The 20074-nt window shown below is 69.4% G+C and carries 20 protein-coding genes; 11 read left to right on the top strand and 9 right to left on the bottom strand.

Annotation, left to right across the window (positions count from 1 at the left end; translation table 11 throughout):
- Positions 1-173: 173 nt before the first annotated feature.
- Both ACIBX3_RS04610 and ACIBX3_RS04605 read left to right on the top strand, forming a co-directional pair.
- Positions 174-2186 carry a serine/threonine-protein kinase gene (locus ACIBX3_RS04610; protein WP_397113039.1) on the top strand — a complete coding sequence of 671 codons (2013 nt, stop codon included), beginning with the start codon at positions 174-176 and terminating at the stop codon, positions 2184-2186.
- Between the two features lie 56 nt (positions 2187-2242).
- Positions 2243-3229 carry a malate dehydrogenase gene (locus ACIBX3_RS04605; RefSeq protein WP_397113037.1) on the top strand — a complete coding sequence of 329 codons (987 nt, stop codon included), beginning with the start codon at positions 2243-2245 and terminating at the stop codon, positions 3227-3229.
- A 220-nt stretch (positions 3230-3449) separates the two neighbouring features.
- Here ACIBX3_RS04605 and galE read toward each other — a convergent pair whose 3' ends face one another.
- Complete coding sequence (gene galE / locus ACIBX3_RS04600) at positions 3450-4397, bottom strand: UDP-glucose 4-epimerase GalE (protein ID WP_397113035.1); 948 nt, start codon at positions 4395-4397, stop codon at positions 3450-3452.
- An 86-nt stretch (positions 4398-4483) separates the two neighbouring features.
- Between galE and ACIBX3_RS04595 the strand changes: the two genes are divergently transcribed.
- The gene (locus ACIBX3_RS04595; protein WP_397113033.1) at positions 4484-5797 is read left to right on the top strand and encodes a hemolysin family protein; all 1314 of its coding nucleotides are present in this window, start codon (positions 4484-4486) and stop codon (positions 5795-5797) included.
- Positions 5798-5811: 14 nt separating this feature from the next.
- On the top strand, positions 5812-6816 hold the full coding sequence (trpS, locus tag ACIBX3_RS04590) for a tryptophan--tRNA ligase (protein ID WP_397113031.1): 1005 nt from the start codon (positions 5812-5814) through the stop codon (positions 6814-6816).
- A 41-nt stretch (positions 6817-6857) separates the two neighbouring features.
- Here the strand turns inward: trpS and ACIBX3_RS04585 are convergent, their stop codons facing one another.
- A complete protein-coding gene (locus ACIBX3_RS04585) occupies positions 6858-7028 on the bottom strand; it encodes a hypothetical protein (protein ID WP_397113029.1) in 171 nt (56 codons plus the stop codon).
- Between the two features lie 16 nt (positions 7029-7044).
- Here ACIBX3_RS04585 and ACIBX3_RS04580 point away from each other — a divergent pair, with 16 nt between their 5' ends.
- Both ACIBX3_RS04580 and ACIBX3_RS04575 read left to right on the top strand, forming a co-directional pair.
- The gene (locus tag ACIBX3_RS04580; RefSeq protein ID WP_397113027.1) at positions 7045-7497 is read left to right on the top strand and encodes a hypothetical protein; all 453 of its coding nucleotides are present in this window, start codon (positions 7045-7047) and stop codon (positions 7495-7497) included.
- A gap of 71 nt (positions 7498-7568) precedes the next feature.
- Positions 7569-7748, top strand: a complete 180-nt coding sequence (locus ACIBX3_RS04575) for a hypothetical protein (protein WP_397113025.1) — start codon at positions 7569-7571, stop codon at positions 7746-7748.
- 27 nt (positions 7749-7775) lie between these two features.
- Here the strand turns inward: ACIBX3_RS04575 and ACIBX3_RS04570 are convergent, their stop codons facing one another.
- The 3 genes from ACIBX3_RS04570 to ACIBX3_RS04560 all read right to left on the bottom strand — a co-directional run bounded on the left by ACIBX3_RS04570 (position 7776) and on the right by ACIBX3_RS04560 (position 9788).
- The gene (locus ACIBX3_RS04570; protein WP_397113023.1) at positions 7776-7970 is read right to left on the bottom strand and encodes a hypothetical protein; all 195 of its coding nucleotides are present in this window, start codon (positions 7968-7970) and stop codon (positions 7776-7778) included.
- Between the two features lie 88 nt (positions 7971-8058).
- Positions 8059-9249: a helix-turn-helix domain-containing protein gene (locus ACIBX3_RS04565; protein WP_397113021.1), complete on the bottom strand. Its 1191-nt coding sequence runs from the start codon at positions 9247-9249 to the stop codon at positions 8059-8061.
- Between the two features lie 80 nt (positions 9250-9329).
- Positions 9330-9788, bottom strand: coding sequence for a MarR family winged helix-turn-helix transcriptional regulator (locus ACIBX3_RS04560; protein ID WP_397113019.1), 459 nt, complete (start codon positions 9786-9788; stop codon positions 9330-9332).
- A 92-nt stretch (positions 9789-9880) separates the two neighbouring features.
- Here ACIBX3_RS04560 and ACIBX3_RS04555 point away from each other — a divergent pair, with 92 nt between their 5' ends.
- Positions 9881-10720, top strand: coding sequence for a haloalkane dehalogenase (locus ACIBX3_RS04555; protein WP_397113017.1), 840 nt, complete (start codon positions 9881-9883; stop codon positions 10718-10720).
- On the opposite strand, the gene ACIBX3_RS04550 is transcribed toward ACIBX3_RS04555, so the two are convergent.
- Complete coding sequence (locus tag ACIBX3_RS04550; protein ID WP_397113015.1) at positions 10717-11223, bottom strand: MarR family winged helix-turn-helix transcriptional regulator; 507 nt, start codon at positions 11221-11223, stop codon at positions 10717-10719. The two genes, ACIBX3_RS04555 and ACIBX3_RS04550, sit on opposite strands and share 4 nt — an antisense overlap.
- 61 nt (positions 11224-11284) lie before the next feature.
- On the opposite strand from ACIBX3_RS04550, the gene ACIBX3_RS04545 reads away from it, so the two are divergent.
- The gene (locus tag ACIBX3_RS04545; RefSeq protein ID WP_397113013.1) at positions 11285-12562 is read left to right on the top strand and encodes an amidohydrolase family protein; all 1278 of its coding nucleotides are present in this window, start codon (positions 11285-11287) and stop codon (positions 12560-12562) included.
- Between the two features lie 154 nt (positions 12563-12716).
- Positions 12717-13670, top strand: a complete 954-nt coding sequence (locus ACIBX3_RS04540) for a YihY/virulence factor BrkB family protein (protein ID WP_397113011.1) — start codon at positions 12717-12719, stop codon at positions 13668-13670.
- Here the strand turns inward: ACIBX3_RS04540 and ACIBX3_RS04535 are convergent.
- Positions 13659-14771 carry a D-alanyl-D-alanine carboxypeptidase family protein gene (locus ACIBX3_RS04535; protein WP_397113009.1) on the bottom strand — a complete coding sequence of 371 codons (1113 nt, stop codon included), beginning with the start codon at positions 14769-14771 and terminating at the stop codon, positions 13659-13661. The two genes, ACIBX3_RS04540 and ACIBX3_RS04535, sit on opposite strands and share 12 nt — an antisense overlap.
- A gap of 90 nt (positions 14772-14861) precedes the next feature.
- Between ACIBX3_RS04535 and ACIBX3_RS04530 the strand changes: the two genes are divergently transcribed.
- Entirely contained in the window at positions 14862-15071 is a 210-nt protein-coding gene (locus ACIBX3_RS04530; RefSeq protein ID WP_397113007.1) for an SCO4848 family membrane protein, read from the top strand.
- On the opposite strand, the gene ACIBX3_RS04525 is transcribed toward ACIBX3_RS04530, so the two are convergent.
- On the bottom strand, positions 15043-16395 hold the full coding sequence (locus tag ACIBX3_RS04525) for a peptide ligase PGM1-related protein (RefSeq protein WP_397113005.1): 1353 nt from the start codon (positions 16393-16395) through the stop codon (positions 15043-15045). The genes ACIBX3_RS04530 and ACIBX3_RS04525 overlap by 29 nt on opposite strands.
- 535 nt (positions 16396-16930) lie before the next feature.
- On the opposite strand from ACIBX3_RS04525, the gene ACIBX3_RS04520 reads away from it, so the two are divergent.
- The gene (locus ACIBX3_RS04520; protein ID WP_397113003.1) at positions 16931-18154 is read left to right on the top strand and encodes a M20 family metallopeptidase; all 1224 of its coding nucleotides are present in this window, start codon (positions 16931-16933) and stop codon (positions 18152-18154) included.
- Here the strand turns inward: ACIBX3_RS04520 and ACIBX3_RS04515 are convergent.
- The gene (locus ACIBX3_RS04515; RefSeq protein ID WP_397113001.1) at positions 18151-20028 is read right to left on the bottom strand and encodes a Xaa-Pro dipeptidyl-peptidase; all 1878 of its coding nucleotides are present in this window, start codon (positions 20026-20028) and stop codon (positions 18151-18153) included. The two genes, ACIBX3_RS04520 and ACIBX3_RS04515, sit on opposite strands and share 4 nt — an antisense overlap.
- Between the last annotated feature and the right edge of the window lie 46 nt (positions 20029-20074).

The following is a 20074-nucleotide window of genomic DNA, read 5'->3' as shown; positions in this document are numbered from 1 at the left end:
GAGCCTCCCCGCGATCGTCCATGTGTGCAAGAGGCTCCAGAGACTCGGAGATTGCCGACTTCTACCACCAATAACGCGAAACGTGACGTCACGAACGGTTAACACATCCCTGAGAAGTTGCTGAGCGTCGTAAAGTTTGCGTCGTTGGGGTTAAGTAGACGTGGGGATGACGAATGCCGCATATCTCGCCGCTGATGGCCGGCGATCCCACCCACCTGGGGTCATTCCGGCTGTCAGGAAGGATCGGGGAGGGCGGGCAGGGCATCGTTTACCTGGGTGTCGATGACGCGGGCGAGCAAGCGGCGATCAAGCTCCTGCACGTGAAGTTCAGCGGTGACACCATCGCCAGGTCGCGTTTCGCCAGGGAGCTGAAGGCGGCCAAGCGGGTGGCGTCGTTCTGCACCGCCAGGGTGGTGGAGGCCGATCTCGACGGCGACACGCCGTACATCGCGAGCGAATACATCGACGGCCGGTCGCTCAGGGACATCGTGGAGTCCGACGGGCCGCTCAGCGGCACGGCGCTCGACCGGCTGGCGATCGGCACCGCCACCGCGCTCACCGCCATCCACCACGCGCACATCGTGCACAGGGACTTCAAGCCCGACAACGTGCTGATCGCCGCCGACGGCCCGCGCGTGGTGGACTTCGGGATCGCCCGGATCATCGACTCGACCGGCACGATCACCAGCCGGGCCATCGGCACGCCCGCCTACATGGCGCCCGAGCAGATCGCCGGGGACGACATCGGGCCCTACACCGACGTGTTCTCCTGGGGCGCGACCATCGCGTTCGCGGCCACCGGGAAGAGCGTCTTCGAGGGCAAGTCCATCGCGATGGTGCTCAACCGCATACTCAATCACGAGGTCGACGTCAGCATGATGCCGGAGCCGCTGCGCGGCGTGGTGGGCTCCGCGCTGGCCAAGGCGGCCGCCGAGCGGCCCTCCGCCGACCAGATCCTGCTGCGGCTGCTCGGGCAGTCCACCGGGGTGGGGGCGTCCACGGCCGTGCTCACCCGGGGCGTGCAGGTGGCCAGCGACGACACCACGCCGTTCACCAGGGTGTCGGCGGGGTCGATCACCGACAAGGGCAGCGGCTCCCTGGTGCCGTCCCAGCACGGATCGTCGGCTCAGGAGGCTTCCACCGGGGCCCATGAGCACCCCATCACGGGCTCCCATGAGCACCGGACCGCGGCGTCGCAGAAACACCAGACGAGCGGGCAGGGCGGCGTGAGCGTGATGTCCGACCAGACGGCGCAGCCGGAGGGCGAGCGGGCGCCGTACCCGGGGACCGAGCCCTCCCGGCCCGCGCGGCGCGGCCGGGTGAAGCTGTGGATCGCGTTCGGCACCGTGCTCGTTTTAGTCGCCGCCGCGGCGATGGCGCTGGCGATGAACGGCTGGCCGCCGCCGGCGTTCCAGGGGCAGGGGACGGAGACTCAGGAGGAAGATCCGGCGCGCTCGTTCACCTCGGTGGCGGACAAGGTCGCCCAGACCGGGAAGATCGTGATCGGTGTCAAGGGCGACCTGCCCGGCGTGGGGCTGGAAGACGGCGGCGGCTTCCAGGGCTTCGACATCGAGATCGCCAAACGCATCGCCAAGGAGCTGGGGGCCAAGGAGACGAAGTTCGTCAGGGTCAGCCGGGACGACCGGGTGGCCGGGCTGACCGAGGGCTGGCTGGACCTCGTCGTCGCGACCTTCGCGGTCGACAGGAGCAAAACCGAGTTCGCCGGCCCCTACTACCTGGCGCACCGCGACGTCCTGGTGCGGGCGGGCAGCGGCATCGACTCGATCAAGGACCTCGAGGACAAGAGGATCTGTGCGCCCAACAGCCCGGCCGTCGGCGAGGTGCAGGACCGGGTGGCGGTCAAGCCGGTGCCGGCCAGCGACCTCGCCGTCTGCATGAGCATGCTCAGGACCGGCAAGGTGGACTCCATCGCCGGTGAGGACCTGATCCTGGCCGGGTTCGCCAACCGCGAGCACCTCCGCTACAAGGTCCTCGGCGCCAAGCTGAGCAACGAGCGCTACGCGGTCGGCATCAGGGAGGGTGACAAGAGGACCTGCGAGGCGGTCAACGGCATCATCGCCGACCTCTACCGCAGCGGCGCCGTCAAGCAACTCCTGGCCGCATATTTCGACAAGGTCGACTTCAAGCCTGAGCTAGAACAACCCGCGATGGGAACCTGCGGATGACGAGCGGGTAACATCCCCAACTGTCAATCATTCCTGCCGCGAGTTAGGGGAAGGCCATGGCGTCGTCAGCCACTGCGCCCGTCAAGGTGACCGTCACCGGAGCCGCCGGCCAGATCGGCTACGCACTGCTGTTCCGCATCGCGTCGGGGCAGCTGCTCGGCGCCGACGTTCCGGTCAAGCTCAGCCTGCTGGAGATCGCGCCGGCGCTGAAGTCGGCCGAGGGCACCGCGATGGAGCTGGACGACTGTGCGTTCCCGTTGTTGTCCGGCATCGAGATCACCGATGACCCCAACGTCGCCTTCGCCGGCACCAACGTCGCCCTGCTGGTCGGCGCCATGCCGCGCAAGGCCGGCATGGAGCGCGGCGACCTGCTCGGCGCCAACGGTGGCATCTTCGGCCCGCAGGGCAAGGCGATCAACGACCACGCCGCCGACGACATCAAGGTCCTGGTCGTGGGCAACCCGGCCAACACCAACGCGCTCATCGCCCAGCAGCACGCGCCCGACGTGCCCGCCGACCGCTTCACCGCGATGACCAGGCTCGACCACAACCGCGCGCTGTCGCAGCTCGCGGCCAAGCTGCAGATTCCGGTCGCCGAGATCAAGAAGATGACGATCTGGGGCAACCACTCCGCGACGCAGTACCCTGACCTGTTCCACGCCGAGGTCGGCGGCAAGGTCGCGGCCGAGCAGGTGGACTCGGAGTGGCTGAAGGAGACCTTCATCCCGACGGTGGCCAAGCGCGGCGCCGCCATCATCGAGGCCCGCGGCGCCTCCTCGGCCGCCTCGGCCGCCAACGCCGCGATCGACCACGTCTACGACTGGGTCAACGGCACCGACTGGACCTCGGCCGCGGTCGTCTCCGACGGCTCGTACGGCGTGCCCGAGGGCCTCATCTCGTCGTTCCCCGTACGCGCGGCGAACGGGAAGTTCGAGATCATCCAGGGCCTCGAGATCGACGCCTTCTCCCGCGAGCGGATCGACGCCAGCGTCCGCGAGCTGGAGGAGGAGCGCACCGCGGTGCGGGAGCTGGGCCTCATCTGACCGGGTCGGACGCCCCCTGCGCCACGCGGGGGGCGTTCTCCGCGTGTGGCACACGGCGTCGGCTGCCCGGCCGGGGCCGGGTGCGGAGTCGCGAAGATCACGCCGGCGGCGGCGAGGATGCTGCCCACCACGACGAGGACGCCAAAGACCGGTTTCGTGACCCTTCGTGAAAAGCTCCTCACGTTTGGGTATCACAGCATATATTTCTGCCGCGTATGACTCATTTGGCGGAAAGCGCCTCCCAAGCGTCGGAGACGATGTCGCGCAGCGCCGGCCGCTCGGCCTTCCAGCCAAGCTCGTGCTGGATCTTCGCGGACGAGGCGACCAGCACGGCCGGGTCGCCGGGACGCCGCTCGCCGACGACGGCCGGGATCTCGTGGCCGGTGACCTCGCGGCACACCGAGATGACCTCCTGCACGCTGAACCCGGTGCCGCTGCCCAGGTTGTAGATCTTGTGCTCGCCCGGCGTGATCGCCTCCAGCGCCAGCAGGTGCGCTCGCGACAGGTCCGTCACGTGGATGTAGTCACGCACGCAGGTCCCGTCAGGCGTCGGGTAGTCGGTCCCGAACACGCTCACCGACGCGCGCTCGCCGGTCGCGACCTTCAGCACATTCGGGATGAGGTGGGTCTCGACCGTGTGGCGCTCGCGGAAGCGGCCGTAGGCGCCGGCCACGTTGAAGTAGCGCAGGCTCACCGCGCCCAGCCCGCGGATCCCCGCGTATGCGCTCAACGCGGTGTCCACGGCCAGCTTGGAGGCGCCGTAGGGGTTGGTCGGGCGCGTCGGGTCGCTCTCCTCGATCGGCGAGCGCTCCGGCTCTCCGTACGTGGCCGCGGTCGAGGAGAACACGATCTTGCCGACGCCCTTCTCCCGCATGGCGTCGAGCAGCGCCAGCGTGCCGCCGAGGTTGTTCGCCCAGTAGAGCCCCGGCTTCTCCACCGACTCGCCCACCAGCGACTTGGCCGCGAAGTGCAGCACGGCGTCCACGCCGCCGAGCGCGTCGCCCGCTTCGGAGATGTCGGATTGGACAAAGCGGGCGCCCTCCGGCACGGCGTCCTGATGTCCGGTTGACAGGTCGTCGAGTACGGTCACGTCGTGTCCCGCCTCGATGAGCTGCGCCGCGACGACGCTGCCGACGTATCCGGCGCCTCCGGTGACCAGCAACCTCATGTGCACTCCTGTTCAAATATGTTTGATTTTGTAGGGCTTGCTCTTCAGCATACGCGGGAAAGCCCCCGAGTACGCTGCCAACCACCATGTTTGACACCGTCGCGGCCAACATCGCCCTGGTCCTGCTCTTCGTCCTGACCGGGGGCTTCTTCGCCGCGGCCGAGATGGCGCTGGTCTCCCTCAGGGACAGCCAGGTACGCAAGCTCGCCGGCCTGGGCCGCCGGGGCGAGCGCGTGGCCAAGCTCGCCCGCGACCCCAACCGCTTCCTGTCCGCCGTGCAGATCGGCGTGACCGTGGCCACCATGCTGTCGGCCGCGTTCGGCGCCGACCGGCTGGCCGCGCAGCTCGACCCCGTGCTCAAAGGGTGGGGAGTGCCGGAGGCCGTGGCTCCCGTGCTCTCGCTGGTGCTGGTGACGCTGGCCATCTCGTACGTGTCGCTCGTGCTCGGCGAGCTCGCCCCCAAGCGCCTCGCCCTGCAGCGGGCCGAAGGGCTGTCGCTGTTCGTGGCGCCGTTCCTGGACTGGATCGCCACCCTGTCGCGTCCGATCATCTGGATGTTGTCGAAGTCGACCGACGGCATCGTCCGGCTGCTCGGCGGCAACCCGAAGGCCGACCGGGAGGAGGTCACCACCGAGGAGCTGCGTGACATGGTGGTCGGGCACACCGACCTGACCGCCGACGAGCGCAAGGTGATCGCCGAGGTGTTCGCCGCCGGGAAGCGGCAGCTCAGGGAGGTGATGCTGCCGCGTACCGAGGTGGAGTTCATGGAGGCCGACACGCCGCTCACCGAGGCGGCCCGGCTGGCCGCCGCGCTCCCGCACTCCCGCTTCCCCGTCTACCGCGAGTCATACGACGAGGTCGTCGGCTTCGTCCACGTACGCGACCTGCTCGACCCCGAGCTCGCCGGCCGTACCGAGCCGATGAGCGCGGTCGTGCCGATCCGCCCCGCCAAGTTCGTGCCCGCCTCCAAACGCCTGCTCAGCACGCTGAACGAGATGCGCGACGAGGGCCAGCACCTGGCCATCGTGGTGGACGAGTACGGCGGCACGGCCGGCATCGTCACCATGGAGGACCTGGTCGAGGAGCTGATCGGGGACATCAGGGACGAGTACGACGTCGAGGAGGACATCGTGGTCCTGCCGGCCGGTGAGATCGAGATCGACGGCCTGACGAACCTCAACGACTTCGCCACCGAGACCGGCATCAAGCTCCCCGACGGCCCCTACGAGACGCTGGGCGGGTTCGTCATGGCCATGCTGGGCCACGTGCCCGTCATCGGCGAACGCGTGGAGATCCCGGGATTCGAGCTGTCCGTCACCGAGCTCGACGGACGCAGGATCGCCCGGGTGCGGGTGAAACGCCGACCGGTCGCCGAGTCGCCGCCCGAGCAGGATTCCTGACACAATTGCCTGCTATGGCCAGACCTCGTGTTCTCTCCGGCATCCAGCCCACAGCGGACTCCTTCCACCTGGGCAATTACCTGGGTGCGGTTCGTCAGTGGGTTGCCCTGCAGGAGACCCACGACGCCCTCTACTGCGTGGTCGATCTCCACGCGATCACCGTGCCGACCGAGCCCGCCGCCCTGCGCCGCCGCAGCCGCGTGGCCGCCGCGCAGCTCTTCGCCGCGGGCCTCGACCCCGAGCGGTCCACCGTCTTCGTGCAGTCGCACGTACGCGAGCACACCGAGCTCGCCTGGATCCTGATCTGCCTCACCGGCATGGGCGAGGCGGCCAGGATGACCCAGTTCAAGGACAAGTCCGCCAAGTTCGGGGAGAGCGCGGCCAGCGTCGGGCTGTTCACCTACCCGATCCTGCAGGCCGCCGACATCCTGATCTACCAGGCCAACCGGGTCCCTGTGGGCGCCGACCAGAAGCAGCACCTGGAGCTGACCCGCGACCTCGGCCAGCGCTTCAACCACCGCTTCGGCGACACGTTCACGCTGCCGGAGCCGTACATCCTCAAGGAGGTCGAGAAGATCACCGACCTCCAGGACCCGACGGCGAAGATGTCCAAGTCGTCGTCCAGCCCGGCCGGGATCCTCGACGTCCTGGAGCAGCCGGGGCCGCTGCGCAAGAAGATCATGCGGGCGGTCACGGACACCGGCACGGAGGTCCTCTTCGACGAGGAAAACAAGCCCGGCATCTCCAACCTGCTCCGCATCCAGTCCGCGCTGACCGGCACGCCCATTCCCGAGCTGGTCGCCCGCTATGCCGGGCAGGGGTACGGCACGTTCAAGAAGGACGTGGCGGAGGCCGTCGTGGAGACGTTCACGCCGATCAGGGAGCGTACGGAGAAGCTGCTGTCCAACGAGGCGGAGCTGGACCGGATGCTGTCCATCGGGGCGGAGCGGGCGGCTGCGGTCGCCAAGCAGACCATGGCCCAGGTCCGGGACCGCGTCGGCTTCCTCCCCAAGCTCTGACCCGTCCCCGGCCATTCCACGGCCCGGGACAGGGCGGGGGGTCAGGGGCGTAGGTCGGCGGTCAGCTCGGCGGCGGTGGCCAGGTCCTTGGCCGGCGCGTCACGCTCGGCCGGGGTCAGCTCCATCCCCTTCACCTCGGCCAGCAGCCCCGCCGCACCGTCCCGATCCCCCGTACGCAGCCGCAACTCGGCCAGGTACACCAGCGCGGGCAACCGCCGGTGCGTCGGCGTGCCGGGTGAGCCCGTTCTCCAGCACTCGGATCCCGGCGGCCTCGTCCCCATGGGAGTCGGCCTGGCGGGCGGCCGCGGCCACCACCCGGGCCAGCCGTCCCTCGGACGGGTCCGGTTCGTCGGCGTCGTCCTCGTACCGGCTGATCCGCAGCCAGTTCCCTCCGGGGTCGACCACCATGAACCCGCCTGCGGCGCCCTGCATGCGCCGCGGCCGGGTCATTCGCGGGATCCCGGACACCGGGATCTTGCCGAACGCCGCCCGCAGCCCCGCGGCGAACGACTTGTGCAGCGCCTGCGTGTCGTCGACCAGCACGACCACGCTCCCCATGGACTCGGCCGGGTCGAACTCGGGGACGCCGAAGAAGTGCAGCTCGATGCCGCCGCGACGGACGGCGGCGTACGGGTTGGGGCGTTCCTGGCGGTAGGTGACATCGAACCCAGCGCCGTGTAGAAGGGCAGGACGTCGTCGAGATAGCGGCAGGGCAGACCGGGAGCAGCGACGACGAGTGGTGGGAGCGGCAGGTGCCGTTCCTGGAGGAGCGCATGAACGGGCGCTTTCCGCTGTTCTCCGCGCTGGAGGAGGCGGGCGCGTTCGCCGTGTCGGACACGACGCTGCCGTACACGGTGCAGCGGGCGCTCGACCGCTTCTCCTTCGGTCTCGACCTGGTCCTCGACTCGATCGGCGCCCGGATCGCGACTTAGCGAGCGGCCCCCCAAGCCACCTCGATCTCAACCCCTCCGCGCCACCCGATGGACCCGCAGGATCGCACGGAGGGCGGCCAGGCTCGGCCTGGTGAACCGGATGTCGCCGTGAATGGCGGTCCAGCCGGAATGATCTCGCTCGAACGCCCACCCCGGGAACTCCCTGACGGCTTCCCGTAGTAGTCGTTCCATGACGAAATCGGCACTCGGCGCTGTGGTCATGAACTCAGCGTTGCATCCAAGCCCCGTTCCGTGACGAACTCGAGCGACAGATCTCCCTGTTCGGAAAGTCCGAACTCTCAGTTCGCGATCAGATCAGAATGCCGTGGCGCTCGGCGAGATAGCGGACCTCCGGCGCCCACGACGGCCGCGCCCGCCGCGCCAGGGACCGGACCATCTCTCTCAGCAGTAACTTGTGGTCCAGCTCCTCGGGGCACTCACGCTCGATCCGCAGCAGGTGGAGCAGGCTCGCCGCGTCGTCGCCCAGGTCCTCGCAGGCGCGGGCCACGTGCCCGAGGTGGGTGGTGCGCCGCTCGATGGACGGGGTGTGGCGCAGGTCGATGTCGTCGGCGATGCGCAGCACGTCTTCGGGGCGGCCGGTGTCGCTTTCGATGCTGGCCAGGTGGATGGCGACGTTCGTGGGACCGAAGAAGGCCAGGTCGTAGACGTCCGAGGCGTCCCGCACGTGTTCGGCGAGCTGCGCCGCGGGCCCGCGTACCCGCTCCCTGGCCTGGTCGTCGTCGCCCGAGCGGGCCTCGCCGACGGCGGCGAGCAGGTGCAGCGCGCCGAGTGCCTTGACGTGCCGCTCGTCGCCGTCGGCGACGTGCGGCTCGAGGAGCTCGATGCCGCGCCGCGCGACGTCGTACGCGATCTGGTGCATGTCGTCCGACAACATCGACTGCCCGAGGCTCCAGTACGCCCACGCGATCATCAGCGGGTCCTCGGACTCTTCGGCGAAACGCATGGCCCGGTCGGCCGCGAGATGCGCGAGGTCCACCCGTCGCAGGTGCTTGAGCACGCCCCTGGCCAGCATGTACGCGTCCGTCGCGACGCTGCAGGCCCGCGGGGTGCGCTCGGCGGCCAGGCTCTCGGCGTCGGTGACCAGGGACGGCAGCGCCGCCATGAGGATCGAGTAGCGGCGCGTGGAGGTGAACCAGGCGTTGCGGGCCGCGGCCACCCGCTCGGCCAGCTGGTCGGCGTCGGGCGGCTCGATGTCGGGAGCTACGGAGCGGCAGGTGAACAGGGCGCGTTCGATGTCGCTGATCTGCGGCCGGCTGGGCTCGTGCGAGTCGCGGGGCGTCTCTCCCAACAGCACTGCGGTGCGTACACCCAGCACTTTGGCGATCTCCCGCAGGAGCGGCAGCGAGGGCGTGCGCTTGCCGTGCTCGATCAACTCGATGTGCCGGGGGGTGCATCCCGACTGGGTCGCCAGCGCGGTGGTGCTCATGCCCCTTCGCTCGCGCTGGAGTCTGACCATCTGACCGGTGCTGATTTCGGTCATGGGCGTGGCGCCTCCTGGCTTGGTCGCAACACCCACAGGCTAGGGCTCCAGGACTCGCTCCGTCATGGTTTCCGCCCAGGTCAGGAACGTGAAAGATGCTCGAGAACGCGGGCCAGGAGCGCGGTCAGCTGCTCGCGTTCCGGTTGGGTCAGCGGGGCCAGCAGGTCGTCCTGGAGCGAGGTGATCAGCTTGTCGAGGCGGCTCAGGTGCCGGCGGCCCTGCTCGGTGACGGTGATGACGTTGCGGCGGCGGTCGGCGAGGTCGGGGGTGCGCTCGACGTACCCGCGTTCGGCCAGTTCGTTGAGGACGGCGACCAGGTCGCTGCGGTAGATGCCGGTGCGTTTGCTCAGCTCCGCCTGGCTGGCGGGGCCAGACTCGCGAAGCGCCACGAGCGCCGCGTAGTGCCACTTGCGGGCGTCCGCGCGGGCCAGTCCTTCGCTCACCAGCCGGTCGGCCTGCATGGCGACCATCGACAACATCCGGCTGGGCAGACCGCGCAGCCGGGCGGGGGTGTCCTGCTCGTCCATGGCGTCCGTCATGCCGGTGATCCTACCCCGTTGCGTTAGTGGCACTAACGATGTAGGTTCGTTGGTGTCACTAACGTTAGTTATACGAACGAAAGGCTCCCATCATGGCCGGCTTGCACTACGAGGACACCGGCGCCGGTGTCCCCTTCGTCTTCCTGCACGGCAACCCCGCCTCCTCCCACGCCTGGCGGAAGGTCCTGCCCGGGGTCGCCGGTCCCGGGCGCCGCCTGCTCGCCCCCGACCTCATCGGCATGGGTCGTTCGGACAAGCCCGACATCCCCTACCGGTTCGCCGACCACGCCCGCTACCTGGACGCCTGGTTCGACGCGCTCGGGCTGGAGGGCGTGGTGCTGGTCGGCCACGACTGGGGCGGCGCGCTCGCCTTCGACTGGGCGGCCCGGCATCCGGACCGGGTGCGCGGCGTGGCGTTCTTCGAGACCATCGTCCGCCCCCTGAGCTGGGCCGAACTGGGGGAGAGGCCGCGCGCCCGCGCCGAGGCCATTCGCGGGCCCGAGGGCGAGTCGCTGGTGCTCGACGGGAACTTCCTCGTGGAGACCGCGTTCACGGGCGGGGTGCTGACGGCGCTGACCGCGGAGGAGATGGAGCCGTATCTGGCGCCGTACGAGACCAGGGAGAGCCGGCGGCCGCTGCTGACCTGGGCGCGCTCGTCGCCGCTGGACGGCGACCCGGCCGACGTCGTCGAGCGCATCGAGCACTATGACAAGTGGCTGGCGGGCAGCGCCGAGGTGCCCAAGCTGCTGCTCACCTTCGACTCCTCGCCGACGCTGCTGATCACGGAGAAGGTGGCGGCCTGGTGCGCGGACAACGTCGCGGACCTGGAGATCGAGCACTGCGGCGCGGCCGGGCACCATGCGGCGGAGGACCGGCCGGAGGAGATCGCCGCGGCGGTCGCCGCCTGGGCGGGCCGCCGCGACCTGGGCTAGCGGAAGCGCCGGCGGCTCAGCGGGGCCAGGACCTCGCGGAGCGCGTCCGCCGCCTCCCGCACCGTTTCCTCCGGGATCCCGGCCGTCAACTCCTGCTGTGCCCGGCTTGACGCCTCCAGCGCCGCCTTCGCCACGCGGCGCCCCTCGTCCGTGAGCTGGACCCAGCGGCTGCGCGCGTCGCCCGTGTTGGCCTCGCGCTCCACGTATCCGGCCGCCGTCAGCCGCTGCAGCACGTTGCTGATGCCGCCGGAGGTGAGGTGCAGCGACTTGGACAGCTCGCTCGGCTTCATCCGGTTCGGCGGCTCGGCCCGGCTCAGCGTGATCAGCACGTCGAACTCCGCGTAGGTGAGCCCCAGCTCCGCCAGCTCGGCCTTGACCGCCTGCTCGAACAGCTGGTCGAGCCGGGCCACGCGCTTGCTGAGCTCCAGCGTGGCGATGAGGGACGACGACATGCCCAGTCGCTCCCAGCGGGCCACCAGCACGTCGATCTCATCCGGCTTCACGTCATTGAGGATACCCATCACAGGATTGCTTTCTAAAAAGCTTCTTGTTAAGCTTTCGGCTATGTTAACCACCACGTTGATCAAGAACGGCATCGTCATCGACACCGAGCCGCAGCCGGTCGTGCTGGGCAGGGCCGACGTGCGGATCGAGGACGGCGTGATCGCCGAGGTCGGCCCGGACCTGCCGGACGTCCCCGGGGCGGAGGTGATCGACGCGACCGGCAAGATCGTGCTCCCGGGCTTCGTCGACACCCACCGGCACACCTGGCAGGCCCCCGTCCGGGCCGCCCTGCCCGACACCACCATCGACGTCTACATTGAGCGCGTCCTCCGCGAGATCGCCCCCGCCTTCCGCCCCGCCGACATGTACGCCGGCACCCTCGCCGGCGCGCTGGAATGCCTGGACGCCGGCGTCACCACACTGCTCGACTGGTCACACGCCCAGTTCAGCCCGGCCCACACCGACTCCTCCGTCCAGGCGCTGCGCGACTCCGGCATCAGGTCCGTGTTCGGCTACTGCTACGGGGGCGAGCCCGGCGGGCTGACGAGCGAGGTCCGGCAGGTGCGCGAGCGGCTGTTCGACACGCCCGGACTGGTCACCATGGCCATGGCCGCCCTCGGGCCGGAGATCGCCGGGGAGGAGCGCGCGCTGGAGGAATGGCGGCTCGCCGCGGAGCTCGGCCTGCCGGTCACCGCGCACCTCGGCGGTCACGGCCGGGAGGGCGCCGAGCGCGGGCTGGCGTTCCTGGAGTCGAACGGGCTGCTCGACACCCCGACCACGTTCGTGCACGCGCTCTACTACACCGACGAGGAGTTCAAGCGCATCGCCGGCAGCGGCGGCAGCGTCTCGCTCGCCCCGGTGGACGAGATGAACCTGGGGCTGGGCTACCCGGCCACGGGGCGGGCCAGGGCGGCGGGGATCCCGACCGGGCTCGGCGCCGACACCGTCGTGTGTTCGTCGGGCGACATGTTCAGCCAGATGCGCACTGTTCATCTGCTCGAACGCGGCCGCCCTGACGGCGCCGGCCTCGGCTTCACCACCCGCGACGCGTTGCGCATGGCCACCATCGAGGGCGCCGAAGTGCTCGGCCTGGCCGACGTCATCGGGTCGCTGCGGCCCGGCAAGCAGGCGGACCTGGTGCTGCTGCGGACCGACACGCTCGGCATGGCCGCCGCCCACGACCCGATCGGCGCCGCCGTGCTGAACGCCGAAGTCGGCTGCGTGGACACAGTGCTGGTCGCGGGGCGTGCGGTCAAGAGAGATGGGCAGTTGCTCCACCACGACCTGGCGACGGTCCTCGCCTCGTTGCGCGAGACCGCCGCCGCGGTTGTGAGGTGATACCCGCGGCACAGGGCGGCCGAGCCCGCCTCACGAAGTGAGGCCATGAACCCGCGAGGGAGTGCCGTCGCCTGGAGGAGCGGCGGGAGCGAAGCGACCAGAGCGGGGGAAGGCGGCGGCGTCTGGCGACCGAGCCGCCTCACGGAGTGAGGCCATGAGCAGGGAGGGCGTGATGGCGAGCCTGGTGGAGCGGTTCGAGGAGGCCAAGACCTGGAGCCGCGGCAGGGTGGACTACTGGCGGGTCCGCCGGCTGTCGTTCGACCATCTCATCAGGGCGGTGCGTCGCTACCAGCTGCAGTTCGGCGACCGGCTGGCGGGCGCGGTCACGTACTTCGCCTTCCTGTCGTTCTTCCCGCTGGTGGTGCTGTCGTACGCGGTGCTGGGGTTCGTGGTGGCGACGAGCGACACCACCACGAAGGCCCTGGAGGCGGCGATCGTCGAGCGGCTGCCGGGCATCGCGCCCAAGCTCGACATCGGAGCCATCGCCGATGCCAAGGCGACGGCCGGGATCATCGGCCTGCTCGGCCTCCTCTACGCCGGGCTCGGCGCGCTGGACGCGCTGCGCGGGGCGCTGCGCGAAATTTCCATGACCACCGCGCCGCCGCTCAACTTCTTCGTCGGCAAGCTGCGTGACCTCGCCGCGCTCGTCATGCTCGGGAGCACGATGATCTCCTCCGTGCTCGTCGCCGGATTCGCCACCACGGCCACGGACAACGTGCTGAACTTCCTGTTCGGCAGCCAGCCCGCGCTGGCGAACGTCGCGCTGCGGGTGGCCGGGGTGGCGGCGAGCGTGGGCGCCGACTGGGTGATCTTCCTGATCCTGCTCGGCTGGGTGGCCAGGTCCGACCAGCCGTTCCGGGTGATCGCCAAGGGCGCGCTGCTCGGCGCGATCGGGTTCGGGCTGCTCAAGCAGGTGGCCACGCTGCTGCTGGGGCAGACGCTCGGCGGCAACTCGGTCTACGGCGCGTTCGCGGTCATCGTGGGCCTGCTGCTCTGGATGAACTTCTCGGCCAGGCTCGTGTTGTACGTCGCCGCGTGGACGGCCACGGCGGGGTTCTCCCCGCCGCCGTCCCCGTCGCCGGTGCCGCCGTCGCGGTCAGAAGCGTGACCTGGCGCGCTTGCGGCGGATCCCGTACCAGAGGTAGATCAGCCCGAACAGCAGCCCGCCGCCGATCACCACGGACCCGACCGTCTTGGTGGTGTCGCTCTGCTTCTTGGCGGCCGTGTCCAGCAGCGGCGGCTGGGCGGCCGGAGTGACCTTCGAGGCGGGCGCGGACGCCTGCTGCTGCGGGGCGGGCAGCCCCGCGGGCAGCGGGTCGACCAGCCGGCCGACCGGCGCGGCCTTGCCCCGGACCGAGAAGCCCCAGTCGAGCAGCTTGGACACCTCGTCCCAGAAGAAGCCCTCGTGCCGCATGATGGTCACCACGATCGTGTGGCCGCCGCGGGTGGCCGCGCCGACGAAGCTGGCGCGGGCCTTCGTGGTCCAGCCGTTCTTGACGCCGACCATGCCCTGGTAGCGCCAGAGCAGCTTGTTGTGGTTGCTGATCTGGTAGTGCTTGCCCTTGGGCGCGGGAAAGTTCGCGACCTTCGTGCTGATGTAACGCTTGAAGTCCGGGTTGGCCAGGCCGGCGCGGGCGATGAGCGCCAGGTCGTAGGCCGAACTGCTCTGCCCGGGCTTGTCCAGGCCGCTGGGCGTCTTTGCCACGGTGTCGTACGCCTGCAGCCGCTTGGCCTCGGCGTTCATGTCGCTCATGGTCTTGGCGAGGCTGCCGTTCGACTCGGCCAGGGCCATGGCCGCGTCGTTGCCCGACGACATCATCAGCGCCTTGAACAGGTCATCTATCTTGTACGTCGCCTTGGGCGACAGCCCGACCGCGGAGCCCTCCTGGTTGCAGGCGTTGTGGCTGGGCCGGATCTTGCGGTTCTTGTCGAGCTTGGGAATGAGCGTGAGCGCGGTCAGCGTCTTCAGCGTGCTGGCCGGCAGGTAGCGGCCGTGGGCGTCCTTGGCCGCGAGCACCTGACCCGTGCCCACGTCCGCGATGACGTACGACGTAGCCTTGGATGCGGGCGGCTTCTTGACGCCTGCGGGTGTGACCAGGCCGCGGCTGCCCAGTGCCTCGCCTCCGACGGGTGTCGCCGGTTCGGCGTAGGCGGTCCCGCCGGTGAGCGAGACCGAGGCGACGAGTGCCGCGACCGGCACGAGTTTCATCCACATGGCGGTCTCAGCGTAGCTTCGTGTGAATGCCACATGGACCGACACATCCCCCCGAGAACCGCCTTCAATACCGGAGAGATAGCCATGTCACGAAAGATCGCCGCATTCCTCATCATCGTCGGCGCATTCATGATCTTTGAGTGGGTGAACCTCGGGTTTAACTTGGCCGATGGGCATCCGACCAGCTTTTATGTCGTTCACGGCATCCTGATCGCGGTGAACATCATCCTGGCCATCGTGCTGGCCGTCATCGGCTGGCGAGGGCTCAGGGGCCGCAAAGGAGGCGCCGGGTGAGCGCGTGGAGTTCGTCGGCCTCCTCCCGGGAGTCGCCTATCGAGGTGAAGCCCAGCTTCCCGTGCTCGGGGATGGCCCCCAGCAGGTGGAACACGTTCCCAGTACGCCGCTCGTGGTCGAAACCGATCCCGAGCCGGTCCGCGGTCCGCATGACCTCACCGGGAGTGCGGCCGCGCAGGGAGGAGGAGGCGCAGTTGTCGGTCGCGGTGTAGTACTTCGGCTGGTCGCCGGCCATGAGCAGGCCGGTGGCCGGATCGTACGTCGCCCCGGTCGTCAGCACCGCCGCGCCGAACGGATGCGTGGTCCCGCCGATCCGCAGGTTGATCTCGCACAGCAGCGCCGCGTACCCGGCGTCGGCCTTCAGCGCGAAGAAGTCCATCCCGAACAGCCCCACCACGCCCCGCTCGGCCAGCACCTGCGCGATCCGGTCCGCCGCTGCGCCCACCTCGGCGCGGTACTCCGGCGCGGCGGGAAACGTGCACCCCTGGTAGACGTGGCCGTTGGCGCCGCCGAGCACCTGGTCGTGCGTGGCCACCACCTGCGCGTGCCCGCCCGGCGTGACGCGGGCCAGCGCGCTCGGGTGGTAGAGCGGCCGGTGCTCGATGTACTCCTCCACCACCGCCCCCCGGTCTCTGACCTTCACGGTGAAGTTGTCCCAGGTCTCGCCCGCCATCGAGAAGCTGGTCAGCGACCGGTCCGCCTTGGTGACGATCGCGTTGCCCAGCCCGGAGTAGGCGTCGTTCAGCTTGACGATCACCCGCTCGCCGGGCAGCGCCTCGATCGCCTCCTCGATCTCGAGTGCCGTCCGCACGTCGCAGAAGCCGCGTACCATGGGCACGCCGGCCTCGTGGCCCACCTCACGGGCGCCGCTCTTGGAGCCGTAATAGGCGAAAGACGTGGCCGGACCGTAGAGGGGAACGTTGAGTAACGATGCGAGCTCCTCCTCGAGCTCGCTCAGGACGAACGGCACGAGCCACGCGTCACCGTCGATCTCCGAGCGCAACTGCTCGATCATGTCCGGACGGTCGAGCAGGGTCCTGGTCAACGGCTGGGACCAGGGATCGTCGAGCGTGATCAGCGTGAGCCGCTTGGCGGCGTCATCCGGATCGGGCAGGAACGCGAAGTAGTAGTCGATGATGTCGGGATCTATGGGCGCGGAGGAGAGGTAGACCACCTTTACCCCGGGTTCGCGGAGCGTCAGCAGGAGGAAGAGAAGACGCTCCTCGTAGGACCTGGCTGCCGTGATGCGGCGGAGCTCGTCCTGCGGAAGGGAGAGCGAGGGCACGACCACCAGGGTCCCCTCGCTCGGCTCGAAGATGCTCAACCCAGCATGCTTCTCCCCGAACGGGATATTAGTGATCATATTGCGAGTGAAACACGCATTCTTCTCTAATGCAGCCAGCGCCGGAGTGTCATGACCATGACAGAAGGTGACAGGATTCGGAATCGCTGACCACGTTTGGAAGTGGCGTCCGCGGGTCACGATCTAATGATCCGTTGTGACTATTTCCGGATCAGGCAGGCGTGTACACAACGTGACCACCTGCGGTTTCGGACGTGCTGTCGGCTAACTTTTGGTGTATCTGTCGGCGCGAACCGACGCGGGGGCGATAAAGTCGAAGCATCGCCATCGGGCTCACGGCCGACCGCTGTGCTCCCGGGCTGCAGCGGCACGCGCGACTGACGCACGCAAAGCCCATTGCTGACGATCTTGCGCACCCTTATCCACAGGGTGTGTTTTTTGATCCGCCGAGTGGCCGCTCAACCGGGGGCCACGGCGGGCTGGACGAGCTTTCACAGCGGATGAGCCGCGGTGGTCGGACATATTGGGGCGCGCGGCATGGACAGGACGGTGACATATGCGGGGACGTGAGCTTCGGGGGGAACTCGACGCGTTCCTGGCGGAGACCGAGCAGGATCTCGTGGCATTCCGCCGCGATCTCCACATGCACCCTGAGCTGGCCTTCGCCGAATATCGCACGACACAGCGGATCGCCGAGCGGCTCACCGCCGCCGGGCTGACCCCTTCGGTGCTCCCCCGGGGCACCGGTCTCATCTGCGACGTGGGCAGCGGCGACGGCCCGACCGTCGCGCTGCGCGCCGACATCGACGCGCTGCCGCTGCAGGACGAGAAGGACGTGCCCTACCGCTCCACCGTGGCGGGAGCCTGCCACGCCTGCGGCCACGACGTGCACACCACGATCCTGCTCGGCACCTCGCTCTTCCTCGCCCAGCAGGCCGCCGCGGGGCTGCTGCCCGGCCGCGTCCGCCTGATCTTCCAGCCCGCCGAGGAGTTGCCCGGCGGTGCGCTGGAGGTCATGGCGCAGGGCGGCATCAGCGGCGTCGACCGCATCTTCGGCCTGCACTGCGACCCCCGCGTGGACGTCGGCCAGGTCGGGCTCCGGCCCGGCCCGATCACCTCCGCCTGCGACAAGCTGACCGTCCGGGTCTCCGGCCCCGGCGGCCACACCGCCCGCCCCCACCTGACCGCCGACCTGGTCTTCGCACTGGCCAAGATCCTCACCGAGCTGCCCGCGGCCCTGTCGCGCCGCGTCGACCCCCGTTCGTCACTCAGCCTCGTCTGGGGCCGGGTCGAGGCGGGCACGGCGGCCAACGCGATCCCCGACGACGGCATCGCCGAGGGCACCGTGCGCTGCCTGGACGAGAACGCCTGGCACGCCGCCCCCGACCTGATCAAGTCCCTGCTGGAGTCGGTGGCCGGCGCCTACGGCATCGAGGCCACGATGGACTACAAGCGCGGCGTGCCGCCCGTGGTCAACGACGAGGTCAGCGTCGAGATGCTGGCCGAGGCCGCCGAGCGCGTGCTGGGCGCGGGCGCGGTGATCCCGACCCAGCAGTCGCTCGGCGGCGAGGACTTCGCGTGGTACCTCGAGTCGATCCCCGGCGCGTTCGCCCGCCTGGGCACGCGGTCGCCGGACGGCGTGACGTACGACATCCACCAGGGCACCTTCGACGTGGACGAGGGCGCGATCCCGATGGGTGTGCGGCTCATGGCCGCCACCGCGCTGACCGCCCTCTGGGAGGTCGGCCCGCTCGACTCGATCACCACCGCGCTCGCCTAGGGGAGCTTGCCGAAGACCACGGGCAGTCGCAGGGACGACTGCCCTGGCGAGACCGTGATCTTCGTGCCCGGCGGATAGCGCAGGGTGTAGTCGTAGTCGGTCGAGATGATCACCAGCCCCAACCGGTGGCCCTTCTTGAACTGGTAGTCCGTCGGCTGGAAGTCCCAGGTGAAGGTGTATTCCTTGCCCGGCCGGAGCGGCTCGGTCCTGTCCGGCCGGTGCCGGTTGCGGACGTCCAGCCAGCCCCTGGTGACGATCTTGTACGGCGTCGTCTCCGTGCCCAGCACCCTCAGCGTGGTGCAGCCCGTGTCGCCCGGGACACCCTGGCCGTAGCAGTAGGTCTGGCCGGTCGACACCAGCGTGCCGTTCGGCCGGACGTCCTCGCCGTAGTCCACCAGCAGCGCCGTCAGGTACGGCGACGCCCCGTCCTTGAACGAGGCCCGCACCGACACCGTGGGCGTACCGGAGATCCGCACGTCGGCGGGGAGCGCACCGGTCACGTACGCCAGCCGGTTCGGATCCGTCCCCGTGGCCTCCACCAGCTGCTCGGCGGTCCTGACCTTCTGGTCCACGAAGGACTCCCTGGCCGCCGGGCGGGGCAGCAGGCCCAGCTTCGAGCCCGGCCCCAGCCGCAGGGGCACCGTCGCCGACCCGGGAAGCGGCCACGACCTGTGCTGCGCCCACTGGCCGGCCGCTATCTCCACGTCGGCCTGCGGCTCGCGCATGATGCCCGAGTCGATGCCGTACAGCCAGTGGTCGAACCAGCCGTGCAGCTGGCGCAGCCACTCCACCGTGCGCAGGCTGAACGGGTTCATGTGGGTGCCCTGGTGCAGCCAGATCTTGCGGGGCACGTTCCGCTTGGCCAGGGCGTACCACCACTGGGCGAACTGCTTGGTCTTGACGTTCCAGTCGTTGAGCCCGTGCACCACGAAGACGCTGGCTTTGACCTTGCCGACGTCGTTCAGGTAGTTGCGGGCGTCCCAGACGGGGCTGTAGTCGCCGGTGATCCGGTCCTGCGTGGCGGTGATCCGGTCGATCAGGGCGCCGCAGGCCTCCTGACCGTTCTCCCTGGTCAGCACGTATTTGGCGAGCACGTCCAGGTCCTCGCCCTGGAAGCCGCCGGGGGCCAGGACGCCGCCGTTGGCGCGGTAGTAGTCGTACCAGCTGGAGATCGCCGCGATCGGCACGATCGTCTTCAGGCCCTCGACGCCCGTCGCGGCGACCGCGTTGGGCAGCGTGCCGTTGTAGGAGACGCCGATCATGCCGACCTTGCCCGTCGACCAGGTGGCCTCGACCGGGTTGCCGGCGGAGTCGAAGCCCTTGGCGCGGCCGTTCAGCCAGTCGATCGCGGCCTTCGGGCCTTCCGTCTCGTTGCGGTCGCCGGAGGTCGGGCAGCCGGTGGCGCGGCCGCTGCCGAGGTTCTCCACCAACACGATCGCGTAGCCGCGGGGCACGAAGTAGTTGTCGTAGTAACCGTCGAACGGCTCAGCGGCCAGCTTGTTCGCCAGCGCCTTCAGCGTGGGCAGCGGATTGCCGTTCTCGTCCACGTCCACGGGATGGTTGGAGACGTCGTTGCCGCCCGCGTAGTACGGGCTGGCCTCCATGATCACCGGGACCTTCAGGCCCTGGTCGGTCTCCTTGGGGCGCAGGATGTCCACCGCGACCCGGTCCGGCCGGCCGTCGTTGTCGCTGTCGGTCCCGGCGACCTCGACGAACACCGTCTGCTTGATGGCGTCCGCCCGGGAGAAGACCGGCTGGGTGGCGTTGTTATCGATCTTGATGGCGGGAGTGTCTGCTGTGGCGGGCGTGGTGCCGGCTAAGGTCGCGACGAGGATCGCGACCAGCGGCACGGTCAGTGCCTTCCTGGGGTGCATACGGGGCTCCGATCGGGACGATTCCACCGTCGCTCGAATCTCCGCC

The sequence above is a fragment of the Nonomuraea sp. NPDC049480 genome, from assembly GCF_044465905.1.
GTDB lineage: Bacteria > Actinomycetota > Actinomycetes > Streptosporangiales > Streptosporangiaceae > Nonomuraea.
Note: the sequence above shows the minus strand (reverse complement) of the source record. Positions and strands in the feature narration are given on the sequence as shown.

What these genes read in the sequence shown, in the direction of transcription:
- ACIBX3_RS04555 (WP_397113017.1), top strand. Translation starts at nt 9,881, where the DNA reads ATGGCCGGCTTGCACTACGAGGACACCGGCGCCGGTGTCCCCTTCGTC.
- ACIBX3_RS04595 (WP_397113033.1), top strand. Translation starts at nt 4,484, where the DNA reads ATGTTTGACACCGTCGCGGCCAACATCGCCCTGGTCCTGCTCTTCGTC.
- ACIBX3_RS04565 (WP_397113021.1), bottom strand. Translation starts at nt 9,249, where the DNA reads ATGACCGAAATCAGCACCGGTCAGATGGTCAGACTCCAGCGCGAGCGA.
- trpS (WP_397113031.1), top strand. Translation starts at nt 5,812, where the DNA reads ATGGCCAGACCTCGTGTTCTCTCCGGCATCCAGCCCACAGCGGACTCC.
- ACIBX3_RS04570 (WP_397113023.1), bottom strand. Translation starts at nt 7,970, where the DNA reads ATGACCACAGCGCCGAGTGCCGATTTCGTCATGGAACGACTACTACGG.
- ACIBX3_RS04560 (WP_397113019.1), bottom strand. Translation starts at nt 9,788, where the DNA reads ATGACGGACGCCATGGACGAGCAGGACACCCCCGCCCGGCTGCGCGGT.
- ACIBX3_RS04535 (WP_397113009.1), bottom strand. Translation starts at nt 14,771, where the DNA reads ATGAAACTCGTGCCGGTCGCGGCACTCGTCGCCTCGGTCTCGCTCACC.
- ACIBX3_RS04530 (WP_397113007.1), top strand. Translation starts at nt 14,862, where the DNA reads ATGTCACGAAAGATCGCCGCATTCCTCATCATCGTCGGCGCATTCATG.
- ACIBX3_RS04610 (WP_397113039.1), top strand. Translation starts at nt 174, where the DNA reads ATGCCGCATATCTCGCCGCTGATGGCCGGCGATCCCACCCACCTGGGG.
- ACIBX3_RS04540 (WP_397113011.1), top strand. Translation starts at nt 12,717, where the DNA reads ATGAGCAGGGAGGGCGTGATGGCGAGCCTGGTGGAGCGGTTCGAGGAG.
- ACIBX3_RS04545 (WP_397113013.1), top strand. Translation starts at nt 11,285, where the DNA reads ATGTTAACCACCACGTTGATCAAGAACGGCATCGTCATCGACACCGAG.
- ACIBX3_RS04515 (WP_397113001.1), bottom strand. Translation starts at nt 20,028, where the DNA reads ATGCACCCCAGGAAGGCACTGACCGTGCCGCTGGTCGCGATCCTCGTC.
- ACIBX3_RS04520 (WP_397113003.1), top strand. Translation starts at nt 16,931, where the DNA reads ATGCGGGGACGTGAGCTTCGGGGGGAACTCGACGCGTTCCTGGCGGAG.
- ACIBX3_RS04605 (WP_397113037.1), top strand. Translation starts at nt 2,243, where the DNA reads ATGGCGTCGTCAGCCACTGCGCCCGTCAAGGTGACCGTCACCGGAGCC.
- galE (WP_397113035.1), bottom strand. Translation starts at nt 4,397, where the DNA reads ATGAGGTTGCTGGTCACCGGAGGCGCCGGATACGTCGGCAGCGTCGTC.